20 protein-coding genes are annotated in these 23,925 nt (G+C 54.8%); 10 read left to right on the forward strand and 10 right to left on the reverse strand.

Annotation, left to right across the window (positions count from 1 at the left end):
* The first annotated feature begins 49 nt into the window (after positions 1-49).
* The 7 genes from hisS to LZP96_RS17280 all read left to right on the forward strand — a co-directional run bounded on the left by hisS (position 50) and on the right by LZP96_RS17280 (position 7,953).
* A complete protein-coding gene (gene hisS / locus LZP96_RS17250; RefSeq protein ID WP_064326981.1) occupies positions 50-1,324 on the forward strand; it encodes a histidine--tRNA ligase in 1,275 nt (424 codons plus the stop codon).
* Between the two features lie 13 nt (positions 1,325-1,337).
* Entirely contained in the window at positions 1,338-1,958 is a 621-nt protein-coding gene (locus LZP96_RS17255) for a YfgM family protein (RefSeq protein ID WP_064326980.1), read from the forward strand.
* Positions 1,959-1,968: 10 nt separating this feature from the next.
* Complete coding sequence (gene bamB / locus LZP96_RS17260) at positions 1,969-3,147, forward strand: outer membrane protein assembly factor BamB (RefSeq protein WP_064326979.1); 1,179 nt, start codon at positions 1,969-1,971, stop codon at positions 3,145-3,147.
* Positions 3,148-3,257: 110 nt separating this feature from the next.
* Positions 3,258-4,730 carry a ribosome biogenesis GTPase Der gene (gene der / locus LZP96_RS17265; RefSeq protein WP_064326978.1) on the forward strand — a complete coding sequence of 491 codons (1,473 nt, stop codon included), beginning with the start codon at positions 3,258-3,260 and terminating at the stop codon, positions 4,728-4,730.
* Positions 4,731-5,039: 309 nt separating this feature from the next.
* Positions 5,040-6,581, forward strand: a complete 1,542-nt coding sequence (locus tag LZP96_RS17270; RefSeq protein ID WP_064326977.1) for a peptide MFS transporter — start codon at positions 5,040-5,042, stop codon at positions 6,579-6,581.
* 63 nt (positions 6,582-6,644) lie between these two features.
* Entirely contained in the window at positions 6,645-7,679 is a 1,035-nt protein-coding gene (locus LZP96_RS17275; protein ID WP_064326976.1) for a Gfo/Idh/MocA family oxidoreductase, read from the forward strand.
* Between the two features lie 52 nt (positions 7,680-7,731).
* Positions 7,732-7,953 carry a zinc ribbon domain-containing protein gene (locus LZP96_RS17280; RefSeq protein WP_064326975.1) on the forward strand — a complete coding sequence of 74 codons (222 nt, stop codon included), beginning with the start codon at positions 7,732-7,734 and terminating at the stop codon, positions 7,951-7,953.
* Here LZP96_RS17280 and LZP96_RS17285 read toward each other — a convergent pair.
* The 3 genes from LZP96_RS17285 to xseA form a co-directional block, all read right to left on the reverse strand.
* Complete coding sequence (locus tag LZP96_RS17285; RefSeq protein ID WP_064326974.1) at positions 7,950-8,300, reverse strand: protealysin inhibitor emfourin; 351 nt, start codon at positions 8,298-8,300, stop codon at positions 7,950-7,952. The two genes, LZP96_RS17280 and LZP96_RS17285, sit on opposite strands and share 4 nt — an antisense overlap.
* Positions 8,300-9,319, reverse strand: coding sequence for a M4 family metallopeptidase (locus LZP96_RS17290; RefSeq protein ID WP_064326973.1), 1,020 nt, complete (start codon positions 9,317-9,319; stop codon positions 8,300-8,302). Before LZP96_RS17290 ends, LZP96_RS17285 begins: the two co-directional genes overlap by 1 nt.
* 72 nt (positions 9,320-9,391) lie before the next feature.
* Entirely contained in the window at positions 9,392-10,765 is a 1,374-nt protein-coding gene (gene xseA / locus LZP96_RS17295; RefSeq protein WP_064326972.1) for an exodeoxyribonuclease VII large subunit, read from the reverse strand.
* A gap of 158 nt (positions 10,766-10,923) precedes the next feature.
* On the opposite strand from xseA, the gene guaB reads away from it, so the two are divergent.
* Positions 10,924-12,390, forward strand: a complete 1,467-nt coding sequence (gene guaB / locus LZP96_RS17300; RefSeq protein ID WP_064326971.1) for an IMP dehydrogenase — start codon at positions 10,924-10,926, stop codon at positions 12,388-12,390.
* Positions 12,391-12,452: 62 nt separating this feature from the next.
* On the forward strand, positions 12,453-14,030 hold the full coding sequence (guaA, locus tag LZP96_RS17305; RefSeq protein ID WP_064326970.1) for a glutamine-hydrolyzing GMP synthase: 1,578 nt from the start codon (positions 12,453-12,455) through the stop codon (positions 14,028-14,030).
* A 54-nt stretch (positions 14,031-14,084) separates the two neighbouring features.
* Here the strand turns inward: guaA and LZP96_RS17310 are convergent, their stop codons facing one another.
* From LZP96_RS17310 to LZP96_RS17320, 3 genes are all read right to left on the reverse strand, one after another.
* Positions 14,085-14,828: an alpha/beta fold hydrolase gene (locus LZP96_RS17310; RefSeq protein WP_064326969.1), complete on the reverse strand. Its 744-nt coding sequence runs from the start codon at positions 14,826-14,828 to the stop codon at positions 14,085-14,087.
* A 10-nt stretch (positions 14,829-14,838) separates the two neighbouring features.
* Complete coding sequence (locus LZP96_RS17315) at positions 14,839-15,306, reverse strand: DUF6130 family protein (protein ID WP_064326968.1); 468 nt, start codon at positions 15,304-15,306, stop codon at positions 14,839-14,841.
* A 237-nt stretch (positions 15,307-15,543) separates the two neighbouring features.
* Entirely contained in the window at positions 15,544-15,732 is a 189-nt protein-coding gene (locus LZP96_RS17320) for a YfgG family protein (RefSeq protein WP_064326967.1), read from the reverse strand.
* A 349-nt stretch (positions 15,733-16,081) separates the two neighbouring features.
* On the opposite strand from LZP96_RS17320, the gene LZP96_RS17325 reads away from it, so the two are divergent.
* The gene (locus tag LZP96_RS17325) at positions 16,082-18,319 is read left to right on the forward strand and encodes a bifunctional diguanylate cyclase/phosphodiesterase (RefSeq protein ID WP_064326966.1); all 2,238 of its coding nucleotides are present in this window, start codon (positions 16,082-16,084) and stop codon (positions 18,317-18,319) included.
* Between the two features lie 9 nt (positions 18,320-18,328).
* Here LZP96_RS17325 and ppx read toward each other — a convergent pair whose 3' ends face one another.
* The 4 genes from ppx to purM all read right to left on the reverse strand — a co-directional run bounded on the left by ppx (position 18,329) and on the right by purM (position 23,836).
* Entirely contained in the window at positions 18,329-19,870 is a 1,542-nt protein-coding gene (gene ppx / locus LZP96_RS17330) for an exopolyphosphatase (RefSeq protein WP_064326965.1), read from the reverse strand.
* 3 nt (positions 19,871-19,873) lie between these two features.
* Positions 19,874-21,934, reverse strand: a complete 2,061-nt coding sequence (ppk1, locus tag LZP96_RS17335; protein ID WP_064326964.1) for a polyphosphate kinase 1 — start codon at positions 21,932-21,934, stop codon at positions 19,874-19,876.
* A 226-nt stretch (positions 21,935-22,160) separates the two neighbouring features.
* On the reverse strand, positions 22,161-22,802 hold the full coding sequence (gene purN, locus LZP96_RS17340; RefSeq protein WP_258926187.1) for a phosphoribosylglycinamide formyltransferase: 642 nt from the start codon (positions 22,800-22,802) through the stop codon (positions 22,161-22,163).
* Positions 22,799-23,836 (reverse strand): phosphoribosylformylglycinamidine cyclo-ligase, encoded by a 1,038-nt coding sequence (purM, locus tag LZP96_RS17345; RefSeq protein WP_064326962.1) that lies wholly within the window; start codon positions 23,834-23,836, stop codon positions 22,799-22,801. Before purM ends, purN begins: the two co-directional genes overlap by 4 nt.
* Between the last annotated feature and the right edge of the window lie 89 nt (positions 23,837-23,925).

Below are 23,925 nucleotides of genomic sequence, written 5' to 3' on the forward strand. Positions count from 1 at the left end.
ATTGAACCCACTTGATGGGTTCTTTTTTGTATATAGAAAGAGAATAAACGTGGCAAAAAACATTCAAGCCATCCGCGGCATGAACGATTATCTGCCTGGCGAAACCGCCATCTGGCAGCGCATTGAAGGCACACTGAAACAGGTGCTCGGCAGCTACGGTTACAGCGAAATCCGTTTGCCGATTGTAGAGCAGACCCCGTTGTTCAAGCGTGCGATCGGCGAAGTGACCGACGTCGTTGAAAAAGAGATGTATACCTTTGAGGATCGTAACGGCGATAGCCTGACGCTGCGTCCGGAAGGTACGGCGGGCTGCGTACGCGCCGGCATCGAACATGGTCTTCTGTACAATCAGGAGCAGCGCCTGTGGTATATCGGCCCGATGTTCCGCCACGAACGTCCGCAGAAAGGGCGTTATCGTCAGTTTAACCAGCTGGGTGTGGAAGTCTTTGGCCTGCAGGGGCCGGATATCGACGCCGAGCTTATCATGCTTACCGCCCGCTGGTGGCGTGAGCTGGGTATCTCCGAACATGTAGCGCTTGAGCTGAACTCTATTGGTTCCCTTGAAGCGCGTGCTAACTACCGCGATGCGCTTGTTGCTTTCCTTGAGCAGCACAAAGAGAAGCTCGACGAGGATTGCCAGCGTCGTATGTACAGCAACCCTCTGCGCGTGCTGGATTCCAAAAACCCTGATGTTCAGGCCTTGCTGAACGATGCACCTGCGCTGGGTGATTATCTGGACGACGAGTCTCGTGAACACTTTACGGGCCTGTGCAAGCTGCTGGAAGCGGCGGGCATTGCCTATACCGTGAATCAACGGCTGGTACGCGGTCTGGACTACTATAACCGTACGGTCTTCGAGTGGGTGACCACCAGCCTGGGTTCCCAGGGTACCGTCTGCGCCGGTGGCCGTTATGACGGTCTGGTTGAGCAACTCGGTGGTCGTGCTGCGCCCGCTGTTGGCTTTGCGATGGGTCTGGAACGACTGGTTTTGCTGGTTCAGGCAGTTAATCCGGAATTTAAAGCCGATTCCGTTGTCGATATTTACCTGGTTGCTTCAGGTGCGGAAACGCAGTCTGCAGCCATGCAGCTTGCTGAACGGGTACGCGATGCGTTACCGGGCGTTAAGCTGATGACCAACCACGGCGGCGGCAACTTTAAAAAACAGTTTGCGCGTGCTGATAAGTGGGGCGCAAGCATTGCACTGGTGCTGGGCGAGACCGAAGTCGCAAACAGCGAAGTGGTCGTAAAAGACCTGCGCTCTGGTGAGCAAACAACGGTAACGCAGGATGGCGTTGCGGCGCACTTGCGCACTTTACTGGGCTAAGGGGAAGGACAGCGTGGAAATGTACGAGAACGAAAACGACCAGGTTGATGCGATTAAACGCTTCTTTGCTGAAAACGGCAAAGCCCTGGCTGTTGGGGTCATTTTAGGCGTAGGCGCGCTGATTGGCTGGCGCTACTGGAACAGCCACCAGGCGGATTCTGCGCGTGGTACCTCACAGTCTTACGAGGCGACCGTGAGCGCGATTCGCGCCGATCAGCCGCAAACGCTGACCGCCGCAGAGAAATTTGCTGCGGACAACAAAAATACCTATGGTGCGCTGGCGTCTTTAGAAGTCGCTCAGCAGTTCGTTGATAAAAATGAACTGGATAAAGCGGCTGCACAGCTGACGCAGGGTCTCTCTGCGGCAAGCGATGACAATCTGAAAGCGTTAATCAATCTCCGTCTGGCGCGTATTCAGGTTCAACAGAAAAAAGCGGATGACGCGCTGAAAACGCTCGACACCATTAAGGGCGAAGGCTTTGCAGCCATCGTTGCCGATTTGCGCGGCGAAGCATTGCTGAGCAAGGGTGACAAAAAAGGCGCGCGCGACGCATGGGAAGCGGGTGTGAAAAGCAACGCTTCTCCAGCGCTGAGCGAAATGATGCAGATGAAAATCAATAATTTGTCCGTCTGAGAGGGACCCAATGCAATTGCGTAAATTACTTCTGCCAGGACTGCTTTCCGTTACGTTATTGAGTGGCTGTTCACTGTTCAGTGGCGAAGAAGATGTTGTTAAAATGTCCCCGTTGCCGACGGTTGAAAACCAGTTTACCCCTTCTACCGCATGGAGCTCCTCCGTCGGTAGCGGTATCGGTGATTTCTATTCCAACCTGCACCCTGCGTTTGCGGACAGCGTCGTTTATGCGGCCGACCGTAAAGGGACCGTTACCGCATTCAACGCCGATGATGGCAAAGAAGTGTGGTCGGTGAACCTGGCGGAAAAAGACGGCTGGTTCTCGCGTGCGCCGGCACTGCTGTCTGGCGGGATTACGGTCTCCGGCGGGCATGTCTACATTGGCAGTGAAAAGGCGCAGGTTTATGCCCTGAACACCAGCGATGGCTCCGTGGCATGGCAGACTCGCGTAGCGGGTGAAGCCTTGTCTCGCCCGGTGGTGAGCGATGGCGTGGTTCTGATTCACACCAGCAATGGGCAGCTTCAGGCGCTTAACGAAGCTGACGGTGCGGTGAAATGGACCGTTAACCTCGATATGCCTGCTCTGTCCCTGCGCGGCGAATCCGCTCCGGCAACCGCATTTGGTGCCGCCATCGTGGGCGGTGACAACGGTCGCGTGAGTGCGGTGCTGATGGAACAGGGGCAAATGATCTGGCAGCAACGTATTTCTCAGGCAACGGGTCCAACTGAGATCGACCGTCTGAGCGACGTTGATACCACGCCAGTGATCGTGAACGGCGTCGTGTATGCTCTGGCATATAACGGTAACCTCACGGCGATGGATCTGCGCAGCGGCCAGATTATGTGGAAACGCGAGCTGGGTTCGGTGAATGACTTTATCGTTGACGGCAACCGTATCTACCTGGTTGATCAAAACGATCGTCTGCTGGCACTCAACACCGAAGGCGGCGTAACGATGTGGACGCAAAGCGATCTGCTGCACCGTCTGCTGACGGCACCCGCGCTGTATAACGGCAGCCTGGTCGTTGGCGACAGCGAAGGCTATATGCACTGGATTGACCCGCAAACGGGTCGCTTCGTGGCACAGGATAAAGTGGACAGCTCCGGCTTCCTGACCGATCCTGTCGTGGCGGATGGTAAATTGCTGATTCAGGCTAAAGACGGCACGTTATACGCGATTACGCGTTAATCGTTGCGGTTGTAGTATACTAAACGGCCCCTGTTCACTCAGGGGCCGTTTTGACATTTTTAAATACGTCGTAATTGCGATGTTATTTTGAATTTTATGAGGCTTCAAACATGGTACCTGTGGTCGCGCTTGTCGGGCGCCCGAACGTTGGAAAATCCACTCTTTTTAACCGTTTAACACGCACCCGTGATGCGCTGGTAGCGGATTTCCCGGGGCTGACTCGTGACCGTAAGTACGGTCGTGCTGAAGTGGAAGGTCGCGAGTTTATCTGTATCGATACTGGCGGTATTGACGGGACGGAAGACGGAGTGGAAACACGCATGGCAGAGCAATCTCTGCTGGCAATCGAAGAGGCGGATGTGGTGCTCTTTATGGTGGACGCCCGTGCCGGGCTGATGCCTGCCGACTCCGCTATCGCAAAACACCTGCGCTCCCGTGAAAAACCGACCTTCCTGGTCGCAAACAAAACTGACGGTATCGATGCCGATCAGGCCGTCGCCGATTTTTGGTCGTTAGGTCTGGGTGACATCTATCCTATCGCTGCGTCTCACGGCCGTGGCGTGACCAGCCTGTTGGAAACTGTTCTGCTGCCGTGGGTTGACGAAGTTAACCCGCAGGAAGAAGTGGACGAAGATGCAGCCTACTGGGCACAGTTTGAAGAGGGCGTTGAAGGTGCTGAAGAGCCTGAGGACGATTTTAATCCGCAGGATCTGCCGATTAAACTGGCCATCGTTGGCCGCCCTAACGTGGGTAAATCAACGCTGACGAACCGCATTCTTGGTGAAGAGCGTGTGGTTGTTTATGACATGCCTGGCACCACGCGTGACAGCATTTATATTCCCATGCAGCGTGACGAGCGCGAATATGTCCTGATCGATACCGCGGGCGTGCGTAAGCGCGGTAAAATCACCGATGTCGTCGAAAAGTTCTCCGTCATCAAAACCCTGCAGGCGATTGAAGATGCCAACGTGGTTATGCTGGTTATCGATGCGCGTGAAGGCATCTCCGATCAGGATCTGTCACTTCTCGGCTTTATCCTTAATAGTGGGCGCTCACTGGTTATCGTCGTCAACAAATGGGATGGCCTGAGCAACGATGTCAGAGAGCAGGTCAAAGAGATGCTCGACTTCCGTCTGGGCTTCATCGATTTTGCCCGCGTTCACTTTATCTCGGCGCTGCATGGCAGTGGCGTGGGTAACCTGTTCGAATCGGTGCGTGAAGCGTACGACAGCTCAACGCGTCGCCAGAGCACGGCCATGCTGACCCGTATTATGACGATGGCAGCAGAGGATCATCAGCCGCCGCTGGTGCGTGGTCGTCGCGTGAAGCTGAAATATGCACACGCAGGTGGTTATAACCCGCCAATCGTGGTGATTCACGGTAACCAGGTAAAAGACCTGCCTGATTCCTATAAACGCTATCTGATGAACTACTTCCGTAAATCTCTGGACGTGATGGGTACGCCAATCCGCATTCAGTTCAAGGAAGGGGAGAACCCGTTCGCGAATAAGCGCAATACGTTAACGCCGAACCAGATGCGTAAACGTAAACGTTTGATTAAGCACATTAAAAAAAGCAAATAATCAAACGCATCCTTGATGCTTCTCTCAAAGCCCGCGCTCGTCGCGGGTTTTTTTTGCCCGGTAACGGCAAACGATTCCGCCTTCTAAAGTCAATCTTTATCGTTTTAATGCCAACATAAAATCTAAGAAAGTAGACAATTGTCGAATTTTCATCTTAAAGTCACGAGGTTGGTACTAGACAAAACTGCCGTCTGGTTATCAAATGGTTAAATAACATTTCGCCGCCTGTAAAAAATCGGCCAGATATATAACTGACCGGCGTACATCGCGGTGTTTACACGCAACACGACGCACCTTCTCGGGAGAATTATGCAATCCTCTGTTAATAAAAACGAAAGCCGAACCTTCTTCGGTCATCCTTATCCTCTTGGCTCGCTTTTCTTCACTGAAATGTGGGAACGTTTCTCGTTCTACGGTATCCGCCCTTTACTCATTCTCTTTATGGCCGCGACCGTTTACGACGGCGGCATGGGGCTGGCGCGAGAAAATGCCTCGGCGATTGTCGGGATCTTTGCCGGTACCATGTATCTGGCCGCGCTGCCGGGCGGATGGCTGGCGGATAACTGGCTCGGACAGCAGAGAGCAGTCTGGTACGGCTCCATACTGATTGCACTGGGCCATCTGTCGATTGCGCTTTCGGCCATCATGGGCGACAACCTGTTCTTTATCGGTCTGATGTTTATTGTGCTTGGCTCAGGGCTGTTTAAAACCTGTATCTCAGTCATGGTTGGCACCTTGTACAAAAAAGGCGATGCGCGTCGTGACGGCGGTTTCTCGCTGTTCTACATGGGCATCAACATGGGGTCCTTTATCGCGCCGTTGATCTCTGGCTGGCTGATTAAGTCGCACGGCTGGCACTGGGGCTTTGGCATCGGCGGGATCGGGATGCTGGTGGCGTTAATCATCTTCCGTGTGTTTGCGGTTCCGGCGATGAAACGTTACGACAGCGAAGTGGGCCTCGACTCCACCTGGAATAACCCGGTGGTGAAGCGAAAAGGCGTGGGCGCATGGTTAGTGGCGCTGGCGGCTGGCGTGGCGATTATCGTGACGCTGATTGCGCAGGGCGTCATTGTCATTAACCCGGTCGCGGTAGCCAGCGTGCTGGTCTATGTGATTGCCATCTCCGTGGCCCTCTATTTTATCTACCTGTTTGTTTTTGCCGGGCTGAACCGCAAAGAGCGCGCCAGGCTGCTGGTCTGCTTTATCCTGCTGGTTTCCGCCGCCTTCTTCTGGTCTGCGTTTGAGCAGAAGCCGACCTCGTTCAACCTGTTCGCTAACGACTACACTAACCGTATGATCGGTGATTTTGAAATCCCGGCCGTCTGGTTCCAGTCGATCAATGCGCTGTTTATCATTCTGCTGGCACCGGTCTTTAGCTGGGCCTGGCCGATGCTGGCGCGCAATAACGTTCGCCTGAGCAGCATCACCAAATTCGTGATCGGTATTCTCTGTGCAGCCGCAGGCTTTGGCCTGATGATGCTGGCGGCGCAGAATGTGCTGAGCAATGGCGGGGCGGGTGTTTCTCCGTTCTGGCTGGTTGGCAGTATCCTGATGCTGACGCTGGGTGAACTGTGTCTCAGCCCGATTGGTCTGGCGACCATGACGCTGCTGGCGCCGGAAAGAATGCGTGGTCAGATGATGGGGCTGTGGTTCTGTGCCAGCGCACTGGGTAATCTGGCGGCTGGCCTGATTGGTGGTCACGTTAAAGCGGACCAACTGGATATGCTGCCGGACCTCTTTGCCCGTTGCTCCATCGCACTGCTGATTTGTGCCGCTGTGCTGACGCTGCTCATTGTTCCGGTGCGTCGCATGCTGGAAAATGTGCAGACGAAACCGGTCGCTGACGCCTGATAAAACCTCATCACATTACCGGGGCAGGCGTTTGCCCCGGTAATGTATTCGACGAGGTAAGTTATGCTGTTAGGGTTTGTGGGTCTGGGTGCAGTGGTTGAAACGGCCTATCTGCCCGCACTGCGTACGCTGTTTGGCGAATCAGTACGCTGTATTGGTTTTGATGTCCAGCCAGCAAAAAAGCCAGAAGGCATCACGCGTTGCGCGTCACTTGCTGAGCTTCTCTCTCATCCTCTCGATACTCTGTTTATTACCACTACTTCCCTGCAGCATCTTGCTATCCTTGAGCAGGCCCTTGCGTCTGCCGTCCCGCGTATCGTCGTTGAAAAACCCGTTGTGGGCACACTTTCTCAAATCCAAACCCTGAAAAAACTGCTGGCACTGCCCGGCGCGGCGGCGCGTGTGCTGGCCCTCGACCACTGGATGGCGCGCATTGCCGCGGTTCAGCGCGGGCTGATAAGTACCCTTTCCGACATCATCAGAATTGAAGGATTTTTGCAGGAGCCAAGTGGGTACAACGCAAATGGGGAACCTGCCGCGCTAAACTTCGCCACCGGCGAACCGGACACCCGAACGCTGCGCCATCCTGACGGCGTAATTCTGGATATCGGCACGCATGTGCTGGCAATGCTGCGTGAAACGCTTCGTTATCTGGGCGGGCAGGACGATATGACGCTCGAGCTGGTGGCGGCCCGGGATCGGCTGGGCTACGACATCCGCAAAGGCGATTTCACCATGGCAGAAGGGGAGGCGCACCTTAAAGGGCGAATGAGCGGTATCCCCGTCGATATCTGGCTCAACAAATACGCCGGTCCGTCGGGTGAGAAAAAAGGTCTGTGGTTTTACCTGCGCGATGGACGGGTCATCAGTCAGGACCGACGCGGTACAGAGGATGTGCTGACGCTAAGGGACGGTGAAAATGTCCAGCGCTGGTCTGTCCCGGGTACGATTTACGCCCACTGTCTGGCTGAACGCATTCTGGGAGAGAAAAGCCTGTTTGAAACGGACCCGCAAGAGGTGAGCCGTACCACGCGTCGCCGGACAGACGAAGTGGAACGCCTTCTGAACTTACAGCAACAGCTGCGTGGCCCACACTGAGCGCTGCGTGTTAATATCTGCGTATAAACGAATGCCCAGTCAAGGAGTCAACATGTCGATTACCTGCCCGGATTGCCACGCAGAGCTTGAGCCACAACACGGCGTCGCCCACTGTTCGCATTGCGATAAAGATATCGCGCTGGAAGCCCGTTGCCCGGACTGTCATCAGCCCCTCCAGGTATTAAAAGCCTGCGGTGCGGTCGACTATTTCTGCCAGAACGGTCACGGCCTGATTTCGAAAAAGCGCGTTGAGTTCGTCAACGCGGGCGCTTAATCGCACACGCAGCCTTCGCCTTTTTGCCACAGCTCGACCAGCGAGTCGGGCGCTTCCTGTTCCGGGACGAGCACAATCATATCGGCATACTGCGCCTGGTTGTGCTGCGTCCAGATAATCTGAATACGGAAGTAGCGCTGATCGCCCCTGCCGGGTGAAGAGGGTTCCCCCGGCGGCTGACCTCGCGGAAACGCCTGCTCCAGAATGCTCACCACCCGCTGACGCTGCGTCTCGGTAAGGGCGGAAAGCGCAATGGTGCGCTGGCCGCTCAGTTTTGGCATAAAGGCGACGCCGCCTTCTCGCGCCAGCTCAACGATGGCGTCATCCGTCAGGTCCGGAATCTGCATTACAGTACCCCTGTCTGTTTCCACGCCTGTTCAATGGCTGCAGCGACCTCGCTTCCCGAACGTTTCTCCCCATGGGCAATCGTCAGTTTTGCGAAGGCGTCAAAATCGGCATCTTGCGCCAGGTTGCGGTCGCAAACCGTGTCGTACCAGGCATAACCCGCTTTTTCCCAGGCATAACCGCCAATCGCCGTCGCGGCCAGATAAAACGCCCGATTAGGAATGCCGGAGTTGAGATGCACGCCGCCGTTATCCTCGCGCGTTTTGATGAAATCTTTCATATGCGCGGGCTGGGGATCTTTGCCGAGCAGCGGGTCGTCGTAGGCAGTACCCGGTTCGGACATGGAACGCAGTCCTTTGCCGTTGATCCCCTCAGCCAGCAGCCCTTCACCAATCAGCCAGTCGGCTTTGTCAGCGGTTTGCTTGCGCTGATACTGTTTCACCAGCGAGCCAAACACATCCGACAATGACTCATTCAATGCGCCCGATTGCTCGAAATAGATAAGCCCGGCTTCGGTCTCGGTGACGCCGTGGCTTAGCTCGTGCGCCACGACGTCAATGGCAATGGTAAAGCGATTGAATATTTCGCCGTCACCGTCGCCAAAGACCATCTGCTGGCCGTTCCAGAAGGCGTTCTGATATTCCCGGCCATAGTGAACGGTGCCGGTCAAAATAAGCCCCTTGTTATCGAGTGAATCACGCTGATAATTTTTCCAGAAGAAGTCATGCGTGATCCCTAAATAATCATAAGCCTCATCGACGGCGACATCGCCGTTAGACGGCTGCCCTTCATAACGCACCTGCGTGCCGGGAAGTTCCTGAAGCTGACGGGCATCATAAATATCGCGTTCCAGCTGTCCGGCTTTATTCACGTGCGGCGCGGCGGGTTTCCCCGGCATATGGGCCATAAGGGACTGAACGTGCGTAAGCGTCTGGCGGGCGCAGCGCTGCTGCGGCTCTGAACCGGACTCAATAATACGACGCAGAATATAGGGGGGGATAACGCTGTGAAGATAGGCCATGCTGCTCTCCTTAGTTCGGGCAATGCCAGATAAAAGGGAATAGCAGCAGTATAGTTTGTAACCGACGAAGAATTATCCGGTTTTTTTCTGACGGGGCTTTTTCACCGGCTGAATTGCTTTCACTTCGCTCTCAACCCAGCCGTCAGACAGGCGGGTGGTCAGCACATCTCCGGCTTTGACCTGCTTCGTTTGCTTCAGAACTTTGCCATCGGTGGCCGTCGTGACGCTATAGCCACGCGCCAGCGTCGAGAGCGGGCTGACTGCCTCGAGATGGGTGACGGCATTGCCAAACCGTTCACGCGTTGCGCTAAGGCGGGTGCGGATATTTTCCGCCAGGCGATACTCAAGCTGTTGAATGCGGGTTTGTGCGCGATAAATCTTCGGCTGTGGATTTTGCTGGTTCAGACGCTGAGTGAGGCGCTGCTGGCGCGATACCGCACGCTTAAGCTGATTATCCAGCGCAAAGTTCATTCGCTGGCGCAGACGGTCCAGCACGGTTTGCTGACGCGCCAGGCGCAGCTGCGGGTGCTGCTGTTGCAAACGATGGTGAAGCTGGGTAAACCGCCGCGTGCGGCTGGCAAGGAAATAATCCATCGCCATCTCCAGACGCTGTTGACCGTTCTGCAACTGGCGCAGCAGTTCCAGCTGATTGCGGCTCACCACTTCCGCCGCGGCGGATGGCGTTGGCGCGCGGAGGTCGGCGACAAAATCCGCGATGGTCACGTCCGTTTCGTGGCCGACGGCGCTGACAACCGGGATCTGGCTTGCGAAAATGGCCCGCGCCACGCGTTCGTCGTTAAAGCTCCATAAATCTTCCAGCGAACCGCCACCGCGCCCGACAATCAGCACGTCGCATTCCTGACGGGCGTTTGCCAGCTCAATGGCGCGCACGATTTGGCCTGGCGCATCGTCACCCTGAACGGCGGTCGGATAGATAACTACCGGCAGGGAAGGGTCGCGACGCTTCAGAACATGCAAAATATCGTGTAACGCGGCACCGGTTTTTGAGGTGATCACGCCCACGCAGTGCGCAGGGGAGGGCAGCGTTTTTTTGAACTGCTGATCGAACAAGCCTTCATCGGAAAGTTTTGCTTTCAGCTGCTCGTATTTTTGCTGGAGTAACCCTTCGCCCGCAGGCTGCATGCTTTCGACGATGATTTGATAATCGCCGCGCGGCTCATACAAAGTGATATTGGCGCGAACCAGAACCTGTTGACCATGCTGAGGGCGAAACGTCACGCGACGGTTGCTGTTGCGGAACATTGCGCAGCGCACCTGAGCGGTGTCGTCTTTTAGCGTGAAGTACCAGTGACCGGATGAGGGCTGCGTGAAATTAGAGATCTCGCCGCTGATCCAGACCTGTCCCATCTCCTGCTCAAGCAGCAAACGAACCGATTGATTAAGGCGGCTAACGGTAAAAATTGAGGAGGTCTGAGAGGATAACATGTGAGCGGGATCAAATTCTAAATCAGCAGGTTATTCAGTCGATAGTAACCCGCTCAGGGACAATCGCAAGCATTTTTATAAAAAAGTGTAGATGCAATCGGTTACGCTCTGTATAATGCCACGGCAATATTTAACCACCCAGGTCAGAGATATTGCCCATGCTACGTATTGCTAAAGAAGCACTGACGTTTGACGACGTCCTCCTCGTTCCCGCTCATTCCACCGTTCTGCCGAATACTGCCGATCTCAGCACCCAGTTGACGAAATCCATTCGCCTGAACATTCCTATGCTCTCTGCGGCTATGGACACCGTGACTGAAGCGCGCCTGGCAATCGCCCTGGCACAGGAAGGTGGCATCGGCTTTATTCATAAAAACATGTCTATCGAACGCCAGGCGGAAGAAGTTCGCCGCGTGAAGAAACATGAATCCGGTATCGTATCCGACCCACAGACCGTTCTGCCGACGACCACCCTGCATGAAGTCAAAGCGCTGACCGAGCGTAACGGCTTTGCGGGCTACCCTGTCGTGACGGAAGATTACGAACTGGTGGGGATCATCACCGGCCGTGACGTGCGTTTCGTGACCGATCTGAACCAGCCTGTCAGCGTTTATATGACGCCGAAAGAGCGTCTGGTGACGGTGCGTGAAGGGGAAACCCGCGACGTCGTGCTGGCGAAAATGCATGAAAAACGCGTAGAGAAAGCCCTGGTGGTTGACGATAGCTTCCACCTTCGCGGCATGATCACCGTGAAAGATTTCCAGAAAGCAGAACGTAAACCTAACGCCTGTAAAGACGAGCATGGCCGTCTGCGCGTTGGCGCAGCGGTGGGTGCCGGTGCTGGCAACGAAGAGCGCGTTGATGCGCTGGTGGCGGCGGGCGTTGACGTTCTGCTGATCGACTCCTCACACGGCCACTCCGAAGGCGTGCTGCAACGTATTCGTGAAACCCGTGCAAAATACCCAGACTTACAGATCATCGGCGGCAATGTGGCGACGGGCGCTGGCGCTCGCGCGCTGGCTGAAGCCGGTTGCAGCGCGGTGAAGGTTGGTATCGGCCCTGGCTCAATCTGTACGACGCGTATCGTGACGGGCGTCGGTGTTCCACAGATCACTGCAGTCTCCGACGCGGTTGAAGCGCTGGAAGGCACCGGTATTCCGGTTATCGCTGACGGCGGTATCCGCTTCTCCGGCGACATCGCGAAAGCTATCGCCGCGGGCGCTGCTGCCGTGATGGTAGGTTCTATGCTGGCGGGTACGGAAGAATCTCCAGGTGAAATCGAGTTGTTCCAGGGACGTTCTTATAAGTCCTACCGTGGAATGGGTTCCCTGGGCGCGATGTCGAAAGGCTCCTCAGACCGTTACTTCCAGACCGACAACGCGGCTGACAAACTGGTACCGGAAGGTATCGAAGGTCGCGTAGCCTATAAAGGTCACCTGAAAGAGATCATCCACCAGCAAATGGGCGGCCTGCGTTCCTGTATGGGTCTCACCGGCTGTGGTACCATTGACCTGCTGCGTACGAAGGCAGAATTCGTCCGTATCAGCGGTGCCGGTATCCAGGAAAGTCACGTTCACGACGTGACGATCACCAAAGAGTCCCCGAACTATCGTCTGGGCTCCTGATAAGTTTCCGCGCCCGGCTCTAAGCCGGGCGCTTTGTTTCACTTGCCTCGGAATTATCGTCAATGACGGAAAACATTCATAAACATCGCATTCTTATCCTGGATTTCGGATCGCAGTACACACAGCTTGTTGCACGTCGCGTACGTGAACTGGGCGTTTATTGTGAGCTGTGGGCGTGGGATGTCACAGAAGCACAAATTCGTGAATTCAATCCAAGCGGCATTATTCTTTCCGGCGGCCCGGAGAGCACCACCGAAGATAACAGCCCTCGCGCACCGCAATATGTCTTTGAAGCGGGCGTGCCGGTATTTGGCGTGTGCTACGGCATGCAGACCATGGCGATGCAGCTGGGTGGTCACGTAGAAGCCTCTAACGAGCGTGAGTTTGGCTATGCACAGGTAGAAGTCTTGACCGACAGCGCGCTGGTTCGCGGTATCGAAGACTCCCTGACCGCAGACGGTAAACCGCTGCTGGACGTGTGGATGAGCCACGGCGACAAAGTAACGGCGATTCCGTCTGACTTTGTCACCGTCGCCAGCACCGAGACCTGCCCGTTCGCCATTATGGCTAACGAAGAAAAACGCTTTTACGGCGTGCAGTTCCACCCGGAAGTGACCCACACCCGTCAGGGTATGCGCATGCTGGATCGTTTTGTTCGCGATATTTGCCAGTGTGAAGCGCTGTGGACGCCGGCCAAAATCATCGACGATGCGATTGAGCGTATTCGTCAGCAGGTGGGCAATGACAAAGTCATCCTCGGCCTGTCCGGCGGCGTTGACTCCTCCGTCACCGCGATGCTGCTGCACCGTGCGATTGGCAAAAACCTGACCTGCGTTTTCGTGGACAACGGCCTGCTGCGTCTGAACGAAGCCCAGCAGGTAATGGACATGTTTGGTGACCACTTCGGGCTGAACATCATCCACGTGGAAGGCGAGAAGCGCTTCCTCGACGCGCTGGCCGGTGAAAACGATCCGGAAGCGAAACGTAAAATCATCGGTCGCGTCTTCGTTGAAGTGTTCGATGAAGAGGCGCTGAAGCTGGAAGACGTGAAGTGGCTGGCGCAGGGCACTATCTACCCAGACGTGATCGAATCCGCGGCTTCTGCAACCGGTAAAGCACACGTCATCAAATCTCACCACAACGTGGGCGGCCTGCCGAAAGAGATGAAGATGGGTCTGGTTGAGCCACTGCGTGAGCTGTTTAAAGACGAAGTGCGCAAGATCGGTCTGGAACTGGGTCTGCCGTACGATATGCTCTACCGCCACCCGTTCCCGGGCCCGGGTCTGGGCGTGCGCGTGCTGGGCGAAGTGAAGAAAGAGTACTGCGACCTGCTGCGTCGCGCGGATGCTATCTTCATTGAAGAGCTGCACAAAGCCGATCTGTACAACAAAGTGAGCCAGGCGTTCACCGTGTTCCTGCCGGTTCGCTCTGTTGGCGTGATGGGCGATGGCCGTAAATACGACTGGGTGGTTTCCCTGCGTGCGGTCGAAACCATCGACTTCATGACCGCGCACTGGGCGCACCTGCCTTACGACTTCTTAGGCCGCGTGTCCAACCGCATTATCAATGAAGTGAACGGTATCTCCCGCGTGGTGTATGACATCAGCGGTAAGCCACCTGCGACGATTGAGTGGGAATAACCCTTTTCAATCAATAGCTTGTCAAGCCCGCGTAAAGCGGGCTTTTTTGTCTCTTTATTTCCCCATCACCGCCTGTTCAATCACTTGCGTAACCTGCTCCGGGTGGCTGATCATGGAGACATGACTTGCCGCGACCTGCGTGGTTTTTGCATGAATCTGTTGCGCCATCGCCCGTTCAAGATCCGGATTAATCATTCGGTCATGCTGACTGACGACAAACCAGCTGGGTTTGTCATGCCACGCGGCGTGGGTGATTTTCTCGGCGAAGGCATCGGCCTTAATGGGGCCCTGCGTTGCCGCGATGCTTTGCTGTTCAGTTGCGGTGGCATCAGGGGCGAAATCCTGACGCACCGCAGCAGGTGGCAGATACAAATAGCCGTCGGCCGTTTTTGCGATATCAGCGCTCCCCGGCGGCGCGGGATAGCGTCCTGCCAGGTCTGCCGTTGACTGACCGGCGTCCGGCGCGAACGCCGCCACGTAGACCAGGGATTTTACCCGGGCATCGTTGCCGGCTTCGGTAATCACCGTGCCGCCCCAGGAGTGTCCGACCAGCACCACATCGCCATGTGCGCGGGCGATGGCGCGCTGGGTGGCGGCGACATCCTCTTTTAACGATGTCAGGGGCAGCTGCACGGCAATGACCTCGGTATGCTGCTTCTGTAGCTGGTGAATGACCTTATTCCAGCTGCTGCCATCGGCAAAGGCGCCATGAACCAGCACCACGCTCGTGGGATTCTGTGCGAATGCACTGGCGGATAACGCCAACAGACCCGCCGTGAATACAGATAATCTCTTCATCTCAATGCCTTCAAAAGTGATGGACGGCCGCGTGGGGCGGTACGGTGAACGCAATGGTTTTACGATCGAGCGGTTTATGGGTTGGATCGGCCAGAATAATCGTGACGCTGTGTTTGCCTGCAGGCAGCCCGACCAGAGTTACCGGCTCGCCGCTGGCGTCCGCCCAGTGCCAGGGGGCGTTATCCACAATGACGTGGATATGACCGATACGCGGCGTGACTTTTAACGCCTCAGGCCCGAAGACAGGTTCAATCCGCAGGTTTTCAGCGCGGTACTGGATAAAGACCGCGCCTTTTGCCAGTGGGCCGGCAAGCGGCGGATCGACAATGAGTTTCGCCGGTGGTTGAGCCTGCTCAAGCGGGGCGACGGCAGCGGGTCCGTTCACGTCTGCGGCACTCAGTCCGCTCAGGGGGGCGGCGAATGCACCGGTGGCAGTCGTGAGAGCGAATAAAGGCAGCAGTAAATAGCGATGTATCATCTGTGTTCTCCTCATCGGTTAAGAATGACGACAGACACAGAAGACCATTTTTATGTATCGTGATTGTTTACGAAAGCGGCTTATTTGTATTGGTGCGTAAGCCTGAGAGCAGAGATACAGTGCGATACAATTCGCACGCTGGCAGGCTGTGGTCAGGGAGACGGCGGGGGCAAATTCTCACAGGAGTGATATCACCCATAAATCACAAACAGGCGGCAGACGGCCTGGATTCGTGCGTTAGCGCGCCGGGGTTTCAACCGACAAACTGGATTGCTGAGACTGTGTTTTTTCCTGATGGTGATACCAGGCACCGATGGAGGAGTAGACAAAGCGGCCAAAGAAGAACAGGAAGCTAATAAGCAGGATGATGCGTGTCATTCGAGTGTTAAATCGATGTCGTTTATGCATACGTGTGGCCTGACTCACTGTGATTTTCCTGGACATACCCTTTGGGCGACAGGGATATTAAGGCACAGAGGAAAGAGAGGGTCAATTACGCAATCTGTAAAAATCCGTCAATGATTAAATTATGTATTCGTATAGATAATGATAATAGTATTTAGCCCCTTGATAGAAAGAATAAAAATGCAAAAAAAAAGTTCGTAACAAAGGGTATTTGAGCGTATTAATTTGATTTAAGTCAATAGTTTCCCTGCGTGCATAACTACAATCCCTGCTCCAGTGTGTCACCTTTCATTAGGTTGCGACAGTTACGTCAGGTTGGATGCCTGTCTTAATTTACCCTCAGGATCAAAAGGGTGTTATACGGGCATCTATGCACATTCTCACGCTCCTGATTAAAAATAAAGATCGCTGGTGGGCGCTTCCCCTGGTTCTGCCCATCGTGCTACTGCCTTTACTCAGTTATGCCAATACCTATACCCAGATCGCAGGGGGGGTGGCGGTTCTCTACTATCTGCCGCTCGCCTTCCTGCAGGCGCTGATGATGTTTTTCGGACTGGCCGCGTTGCCGGGCATTATCCTTTCGCTGTTTTATCGCTATTACGACGCGATAGGCCTCTTCGAAACGGTGGCCTCGGTCATCCACTTTGTCGTGCCGCTGATTATCAGCTGGGGCGGTTATCGGGTCTTCGCGCCACGGCGGAATATGGTGCCCTACGGGGACGTGCGATTAATGTCGCAGCGGATTTTCTGGCAGGTATTTTGCCCTGCGACGCTGTTTTTAGTGCTCTTTCAGTTCGCCGTCTACCTGGGGATTTACCACAGTCGCGAAAGCATGGCGGGCATCAATCCGATGAGTATTCGAACCCTGATAAACTATCAGGCTCTGCTGGTAAGCGGGCTTACCGGTGTCCCCTTTTGTTATTTACTGATTCGACTGATTCGTCATCCGCGGTATATCAACGGGCTCATCGCCCAGATTCGTGCGCAAATCGACAAAAAAGTGACGGTGGTGGAGTTTATCGTCTGGGCAGCGATCCTGGGCAGCCTGTTCTGTTTACTGATGATCCCTGTTAACGAAAATAGCTCGATATTTGGCACTAACTATACGCTGTCCCTGCTAATGCCGGTGATGTTATGGGGCTCAATGCGCTTTGGCTATCGGCTGGTCTCGCTAATCTGGACGCCGGTACTGGTGGTCTCGATTCACTATTTCTTCCGCTATATCCCGTTATCACCGGTATACGATATTCAGCTGGCTATCACCTCCTCAAGCTATCTTGTCTTCTCGTTTGTGGTGATTTATATGGCGATGCTGGCCACCCGTCAACGCGATATCACACAACGCGCCCGTCGGCTGGCTTTTCTCGATCCCGTGCTTCACATGCCGAATTTACGGGCGTTGACCCGCACGTTAACCCGTTTTCCCTGGTCGGCGCTGTGCTTATTGCGCATTCCTGAACTGGAAGTGCTGGGGCGCAACTACGGCGTGCTGCTGCGCATTCAGTATAAACAGCAGCTGGCCGCATGGATTAATCGATTGCTGGAAACGCATGAGCGCGTGTATCAGCTGCCCGGACATGACCTCGCCATACGGCTGAACACCGAGTCTCACCAGTCGCGCATTGAGGCGCTGGATGAGCACATCAAAGGTTTTCGCTTTGTCTGGGACGGTATGCCGCTGCAACCTCAGGTCGGCATTAGCTATTGCTATGTACGCTCCCCGGTCAATCATCTCTTTCTGCTGCTGGGGGAGCTGAGCGTCATTGCCGATCTCTCCCTCTCCACGAACCATCCTGAAAGCCTGCAGCAGCGCGGGGCGGTTAACCTGCAGCGAAGCCTGAAAAATAAAGTCGATATGATGAATCGTCTGCAGCGCGCGCTGGAACAGAATGAATTTGCGCTGATGGTACAGCCCGTGATGGGCGTTCGGGGCGATCACTATCATGAAGTGCTGCTGAGAATGCCGGATGAAAAAGGCAGCCTGTTATCGCCAGACCGCTTCCTGCCCGTGGCGCAGGAGTTTGGTTTATCGTCGCGCGTGGACCTCTGGGTACTGGAGCGAACGCTACAGTTTTTAGCTGAACACCGTGAAAAACTGCCTGGCAAGCGCTTTGCGATCAACCTTGCGCCCTCAACGGTGTGTCGGGGACAGTTTCCCCTGGAGGTCAGCCGCTTGCTAAAGAAATATGCCGTAGAGGCCTGGCAGCTGATATTTGAAATCACGGAAAACAGTCATTTTGGCAATGCGGAGATGGCCATGCAGACGATCAAACAGCTTCAGCTTATGGGATCGCGTATTGCCATTGACGATTTTGGTACCGGTTATGCGAGCTATGCACGGCTTAAAAGCGTCGATGCTGACATCCTGAAAATCGACGGAAGCTTTATTCGCAACATCGTGGATAACAGTCTGGATTACCAGATCGTGGCGTCGATATGCCATCTGGCGCGGATGAAAAAAATGCTGGTGGTTGCGGAGTATGTCGAAAGCGAAGAGATACGAAGCGCGGCCAGTGCGTTAGGCATTGACTATTTACAGGGGTATTTAATCGGCAAACCGGAACCGATGGAATCACTGATAGAGACTCAGGCGTCCGGGGACGCCTGAGGGCGGGTGTTATGCGGCGATCTCTGGCGACTGGTCTTCTTCGATTTTCAACATCCAGCCGGTGACCGCTTCCCAGTACTGCTGCTCTTTTTCAAGATCCAGAAGCACCAGCGCGTTCTGGCTGAACCAGTCGTGCGGGAAGCTCAGCGTCCAGTGGTGGTCGTCCGTTTTGAGCCGCAGCGTTGGCGGGGTGGTTGTGGCCTGGCGCTGATTATTCAGCAGTACGCCGAGGCGTAAAATCTGAATCAGAGGCAGGAACTGTTTTTTCTTGAACAGCGTAAAGCGAGGCAGATCGTCGAGCTTGATCGCCTTACGGTGGTAACGCACCAGCGTCGCCATCATGCTTTGCTGCTCCTGGTTATAGCCGGGCAGATCGCTGTTTTGCAGAATATAGGCCGAGTGGCGATGCATCCCACTGTGGTTAATATTCAGGCCAACTTCATGCAGCATCGCGCTCCACTTCAGCAGAGCTGCAAGCTGGGGATGGACAAGCTTCGGATTCTGTTCAGCCCACTGATCGTAAATATGTGTGGTGGTGTCCAGAACGCGTTTAGCCTGTTCACGATCGATATTGTACTGGTTCGCCAGGCTCTGCGCCGTGCGGCTGCGAATATCCTGATGGCGGAAACGGCCCTCCATCTCATACAGCACGCCTTCGCGGAGCGCGCCGTCAGAAAGACGCAGTTCACGAATCGCCAGCGCATCAAAAACGCCGCACAGAATCGCCAGACCCGGCACGAACACCGCTTTGCGTTCCTCAGACAGGCCCGGCAGGCTCAGTGCGTCAAAGCTCTTAAATTTGAGCACCTCTTCGCGAAGCATATCCAGACGCTCAGGGGTGATAAAACCATCTTTTTCGCCCATCTCAAGCAGCACTTCGTGCGCTGCTTTGATACTGCCAGAGGCACCAAGCGCAACGTTCCAGCCTTGCAGGCGATACTGCCAGGCGAGCGATTCCAGTTTTTGAACCGCCGCCATCCGGGCGCGCTGGAAGTTTTCCCGGCTGATGGCGCCACCGGGGAAGTACATTTGCGCGAAGCTTACGCAGCCCATACGGCGGCTTTCGACCAGCTTTGGTTCGAAGTCTTCGCCAATCACCAGCTCCGTTGACCCCCCGCCGATGTCAATCACCAGCTTACGGCCTTTCTCTGGCTGGGTGTGTTCAACGCCCATAAAGATCAGACGTGCTTCCTCGTTCCCCGAAATGATTTCAATCGGGTAGGGGATCACTTTCTCAGCCCGCTTCAGAAAATCCGGCGCGTTCAGCGCCTGACGCAATGTGTGAGTGCCCACAATGCACACGCTGGAAGCCGAGAACCCTTGCAGTCGTTCGGCAAACAGCGACAGGCAAGCCAGGCCCCGCTCCATCGCCTCTTCGCTGAGCATATTTTGATCATCAAGGCCGTCAGCCAGGTGTACGCGCTGTTTCAGGCGACCAATGATCTGCATAGCGCCATCCACCTCACGGGCGATGACCATATGAAAGCTGTTAGAACCTAAATCGACCGCGGCAAACTCCTGCGGTCGTGGCGTCTTATCATTTATCGGCATAGGTTAATCTGGTTGCTCGAGTGATTTGATATAGTCGTAAATCGCCAGTTGTGAGCGCACTTTACGGCGGTTGCCACGTGGCACATAGCGGTTACTCAGTTCTTTGTCGATATAGCGCGCTTTCACCGTGTCGCTCAACTGCAGATCGATAATGTTCAAAATCTGCTGTTTCAGTCGCGGATCAAGCAACGGCGTGGCCACTTCGATGCGGTAATCAATGTTGCGCGTCATCCAGTCCGCAGAGGAAAGGTAAACGCGCTTCTCGCCACCGTTTTCAAAAATATAGACGCGATCGTGTTCCAGGTAGCGGTCAACGATACTGATGACGCGAATATTATCACTAATGCCCTCCAGTTCGGGAATCAATGAACACATACCGCGAATCAACAGATTGACCTGCACACCGGAGCAAGAGGCCGCATACAGGCGATCGACGAGCCCTTTATCGACCAGGTTGTTCAGCTTCAGCGTGATACCCGAAGGTGCGCCTGCCTGGGCGGCAGCAATTTCTTTATCAATCATCTCGTAAAGCAGCCGACGGGAGTTCTGCGGCGACACCAGCAGGTAGTCGAAGCTCACCGGTCGGTAAGGGTTTTCGATAAAGTTAAAGACCCGGCGCACTTCGTTGGTGATACGCGCATCGGCAGTCAGCAGCGAGTAGTCGGTGTAGATGCGGGCGGTCTTCTCGTTGAAGTTCCCGGTACCGATATGGGCGTAACGCACAACCTCATCTCCCTCTTTACGGGAGATCAGGAACAGTTTGGCGTGAATTTTCAGGCCCGGCGCCGAGAAGATAACGTGCACGCCCGCTTCCGTCAGACGTCGCGCCCAGTGAATGTTTGCCGCCTCATCAAAGCGCGCCTGCAGTTCAACCACCACGGTCACTTTTTTACCGTTGTGCGCGGCGTGAATCATTGCATCGATGATGCGCGAATCTTTTGCCACGCGATAAATGTTGATCTTAATGGCCAGGACGTTCGGATCGAATGAGGCCTGGCGGAGCAGTTCAAGCACATGCTCAAAGGTGTGATACGGGTAATAGAGCAGCACGTCGCGTTCACGGATGGCATCGAATCCGTTACGGAATTTATCAAACCAGATATGACGCAGACGCGGCAGCGGTTTGTTAACCAGATTGGCTTTGCCGACATTCGGGAAGCCAATAAAGTCCTTAAAGTTGTGATAGCGTCCGCCGGGAACGATGGAGTCATAGCGGGAGATGGTGAGCTTATCGCGCAGCATTTCGACCATCGCATCAGGCATGTCGCGCTGATAAACAAAACGTACAGGCTCGGCCGTCAGACGTTGTTTCAGGCTCGATGACATCAGCTCCATCAGGCTGGCTTCCATTTCGTGCACCAGATCGTATTCCGCGTCACGGGTCATTTTCATGGAATAGGCGTTGAGGGCGTCGTAATCGAAGAAGCCTTTAAAAATATCGTCCAGACAGTAGCGAAGTATGTTGTCCAGCAGAATCATTGGCTTGCGTCGGCGCGGTGTTTCTGGCGGCAGGTTGACGAAGCGCGGGACTTTATCTGACGGGATCTCCAGCAGCGCATAGCGGATGGATTCGCCACGAATAATCTCAACGGCCAGATAGGTGTAGTCATCTTTCAGGAACTGCACCAGATCGGTTTCGCGGTTGATCAGAATGGGCGTGATGTGCTGGCGCAGATAATGTTTAAAATAGTGGCGCAGCCAGCTTTGCTGATTGGCGGAGAGCTGGCGTTCATTGATCAGGAAGATCTGGTTGCGCGCCATCTCCAGCAGCAACTCGTTATAAAGACCATCAAATTCCTGATCGGCTTTCAGTACGCGAGACTGAATCTTCCCAAGCAAGTGGCGCGAGTTAGAGTTTAAACCTTGTTCTTCGCTGATGATAATCCGGCGTTTCAGCTCGGCAAAGCGAACCTTATAGAACTCATCCAGGTTATTTGAATAGATGCCCAAAAAACGCATCCGCTCAATGAGCGGGTTGCTTTTATCCGCCGCTTCCTGAAGCACGCGTTCGTTAAACGCTAACCAGCTTAGCTCTTTCTCGATGTATAACTTTTCCTGACCCATTACAACTTACACTCCGTTTCAATCACGGGACGCAGCAAATCCGTCTCGATTCTATTATGGCGAGCTTTGCCACGAGATGTCCAACTGTGCCAGAAAAGTATGACAGTAAATTTTTTTTCTGCGGGATTTTAGAGGGTTGGGGGAGGGCATGTCGGGTGGCGTAACGCTTACTGGACCCCAAAGTACATCGGTCCGCCTAAGCGTCGCGCCCCCCGGTAAAACAACACTAGTCGTCAGCCGCATATCCCTGTGCCGGAAGCTGTGCGCCATCCAGCCAGGCCGCGTTGTTGCGCATGGCCAGACGTCCTTCGACAAACCAGCTTACGACCAGCGGGTAGATAGCATGTTCCTGCGCCTGAACCCGCGCGGTGATGTCATCCTCTTCATCGCCGTCAAACACCGGGACTTTGGCCTGCAAAATAACCGGGCCGCCGTCCAGTTCGTCGGTCACGAAATGAACGGAGGTGCCATGCTCCTCATCGCCGTTTTCCAGCACCTGACGATGGGTGTGCAGGCCAGGATATTTGGGCAGAAGAGACGGGTGAATATTCAGCAGTCGTCCGGCGTAATGCGCCACAAACGCGGGGCTCAGAATACGCATGTATCCTGCCAGCACCACCACATCGGGGGCATAGGCGTCGATTTCCTGCATCAGCTCGCGATCGAAGGCTTCGCGGCCGGAGAACTGACTCGCCTCCAGCGCATGCGCCGGAATGCCCGCTTCGCGGGCACGCTCAAGGCCGAATGCATCGGCCTTGTTACTGAAAACTGCGCGAAGGGTGCCATTAATTTGCTTTTGCTTGCAGGCATCGATGATGGCCTGCAAATTGCTTCCGTTACCGGAAATGAGCACCACGATGTTTTTCATTCAATGACCACACGCTCTTCGGAATCAGACGCTTTGATAATACCGATTTTCCATGCGTTTTCACCCTTCGCCTGCATCAGGCTAATGGCCTTGTCTGCTTCACTGGCCGGCAGCGCGATGAGCATTCCTACGCCACAGTTAAAGGTACGGTACATTTCGTGTTGGCTGACGTTGCCCGCGGTTTGCAGCCAGTTGAATACGGCTGGCCACTGCCAGGAGGATTCATCAATAACAGCCTGGGTATTGTCCGGCAGAACGCGGGGAATATTTTCCCAGAAGCCGCCGCCCGTCAGGTGGGCAATCGCATGAACGTCAACCTGTTCAATCAGCTCAAGAATGTTTTTCACGTAGATGCGGGTCGGGGCCAGCAGGTGATCGGCCAGCGATTTACCTTCAAGCTGGGTGGTTTCAGGATCGCAACCGCTCACTTCCACAATTTTGCGCACCAAAGAGTAACCATTTGAGTGCGGACCGCTGGAGCCAAGCGCAATCAGGACGTCGCCGTCGGTCACTTTGCTGCCATCAATAATGTCTGATTTTTCTACCACACCCACGCAGAAGCCCGCGACGTCGTAATCTTCGCCGTGGTACATGCCGGGCATTTCTGCCGTTTCGCCGCCGACGAGCGCACAGCCAGACTGCAGGCAGCCTTCAGCGATCCCATTAATCACGCTGGCCGCGGTGTCGACATCCAGCTTGCCGGTCGCGTAGTAGTCGAGGAAGAACAGCGGTTCTGCACCCTGGACCACCAGATCGTTCACGCACATCGCAACCAGGTCGATGCCGATGGTGTCATGACGTTTCAAATCCATTGCCAGACGCAGCTTGGTGCCCACGCCATCCGTGCCCGAGACCAGCACAGGTTCACGATATTTTTGCGGCAGTGCGCACAGTGCGCCGAATCCACCCAGACCACCCATCACTTCAGGGCGGCGGGTTTTTTTCACCACACCTTTGATTCGGTCAACCAGCGCATTACCTGCGTCAATATCAACACCGGCATCTTTATAGCTGAGAGAAGTTTTGTTGGTCACGGCTCAAGTCCCCACGCGATTGCATTGCGATAGTAAGAAAAATCGGCGCAATTCTAACAGTCCAGGCAAACGTTTGCGAGCCTTAATCG

Source organism: Huaxiibacter chinensis, assembly GCF_022171985.1.
GTDB lineage: Bacteria > Pseudomonadota > Gammaproteobacteria > Enterobacterales > Enterobacteriaceae > Enterobacter > Enterobacter chinensis_A.

What these genes read in the sequence shown, in the direction of transcription:
- LZP96_RS17290 (WP_064326973.1), bottom strand. Translation starts at nt 9,319, where the DNA reads ATGGCCTATCTTCACAGCGTTATCCCCCCCTATATTCTGCGTCGTATT.
- purN (WP_258926187.1), bottom strand. Translation starts at nt 22,802, where the DNA reads ATGAAAAACATCGTGGTGCTCATTTCCGGTAACGGAAGCAATTTGCAG.
- guaA (WP_064326970.1), top strand. Translation starts at nt 12,453, where the DNA reads ATGACGGAAAACATTCATAAACATCGCATTCTTATCCTGGATTTCGGA.
- xseA (WP_064326972.1), bottom strand. Translation starts at nt 10,765, where the DNA reads ATGTTATCCTCTCAGACCTCCTCAATTTTTACCGTTAGCCGCCTTAAT.
- ppk1 (WP_064326964.1), bottom strand. Translation starts at nt 21,934, where the DNA reads ATGGGTCAGGAAAAGTTATACATCGAGAAAGAGCTAAGCTGGTTAGCG.
- LZP96_RS17315 (WP_064326968.1), bottom strand. Translation starts at nt 15,306, where the DNA reads ATGATACATCGCTATTTACTGCTGCCTTTATTCGCTCTCACGACTGCC.
- LZP96_RS17310 (WP_064326969.1), bottom strand. Translation starts at nt 14,828, where the DNA reads ATGAAGAGATTATCTGTATTCACGGCGGGTCTGTTGGCGTTATCCGCC.
- LZP96_RS17280 (WP_064326975.1), top strand. Translation starts at nt 7,732, where the DNA reads ATGTCGATTACCTGCCCGGATTGCCACGCAGAGCTTGAGCCACAACAC.
- bamB (WP_064326979.1), top strand. Translation starts at nt 1,969, where the DNA reads ATGCAATTGCGTAAATTACTTCTGCCAGGACTGCTTTCCGTTACGTTA.
- ppx (WP_064326965.1), bottom strand. Translation starts at nt 19,870, where the DNA reads ATGCCGATAAATGATAAGACGCCACGACCGCAGGAGTTTGCCGCGGTC.
- LZP96_RS17270 (WP_064326977.1), top strand. Translation starts at nt 5,040, where the DNA reads ATGCAATCCTCTGTTAATAAAAACGAAAGCCGAACCTTCTTCGGTCAT.
- LZP96_RS17285 (WP_064326974.1), bottom strand. Translation starts at nt 8,300, where the DNA reads ATGCAGATTCCGGACCTGACGGATGACGCCATCGTTGAGCTGGCGCGA.
- der (WP_064326978.1), top strand. Translation starts at nt 3,258, where the DNA reads ATGGTACCTGTGGTCGCGCTTGTCGGGCGCCCGAACGTTGGAAAATCC.
- LZP96_RS17325 (WP_064326966.1), top strand. Translation starts at nt 16,082, where the DNA reads ATGCACATTCTCACGCTCCTGATTAAAAATAAAGATCGCTGGTGGGCG.
- guaB (WP_064326971.1), top strand. Translation starts at nt 10,924, where the DNA reads ATGCTACGTATTGCTAAAGAAGCACTGACGTTTGACGACGTCCTCCTC.
- LZP96_RS17275 (WP_064326976.1), top strand. Translation starts at nt 6,645, where the DNA reads ATGCTGTTAGGGTTTGTGGGTCTGGGTGCAGTGGTTGAAACGGCCTAT.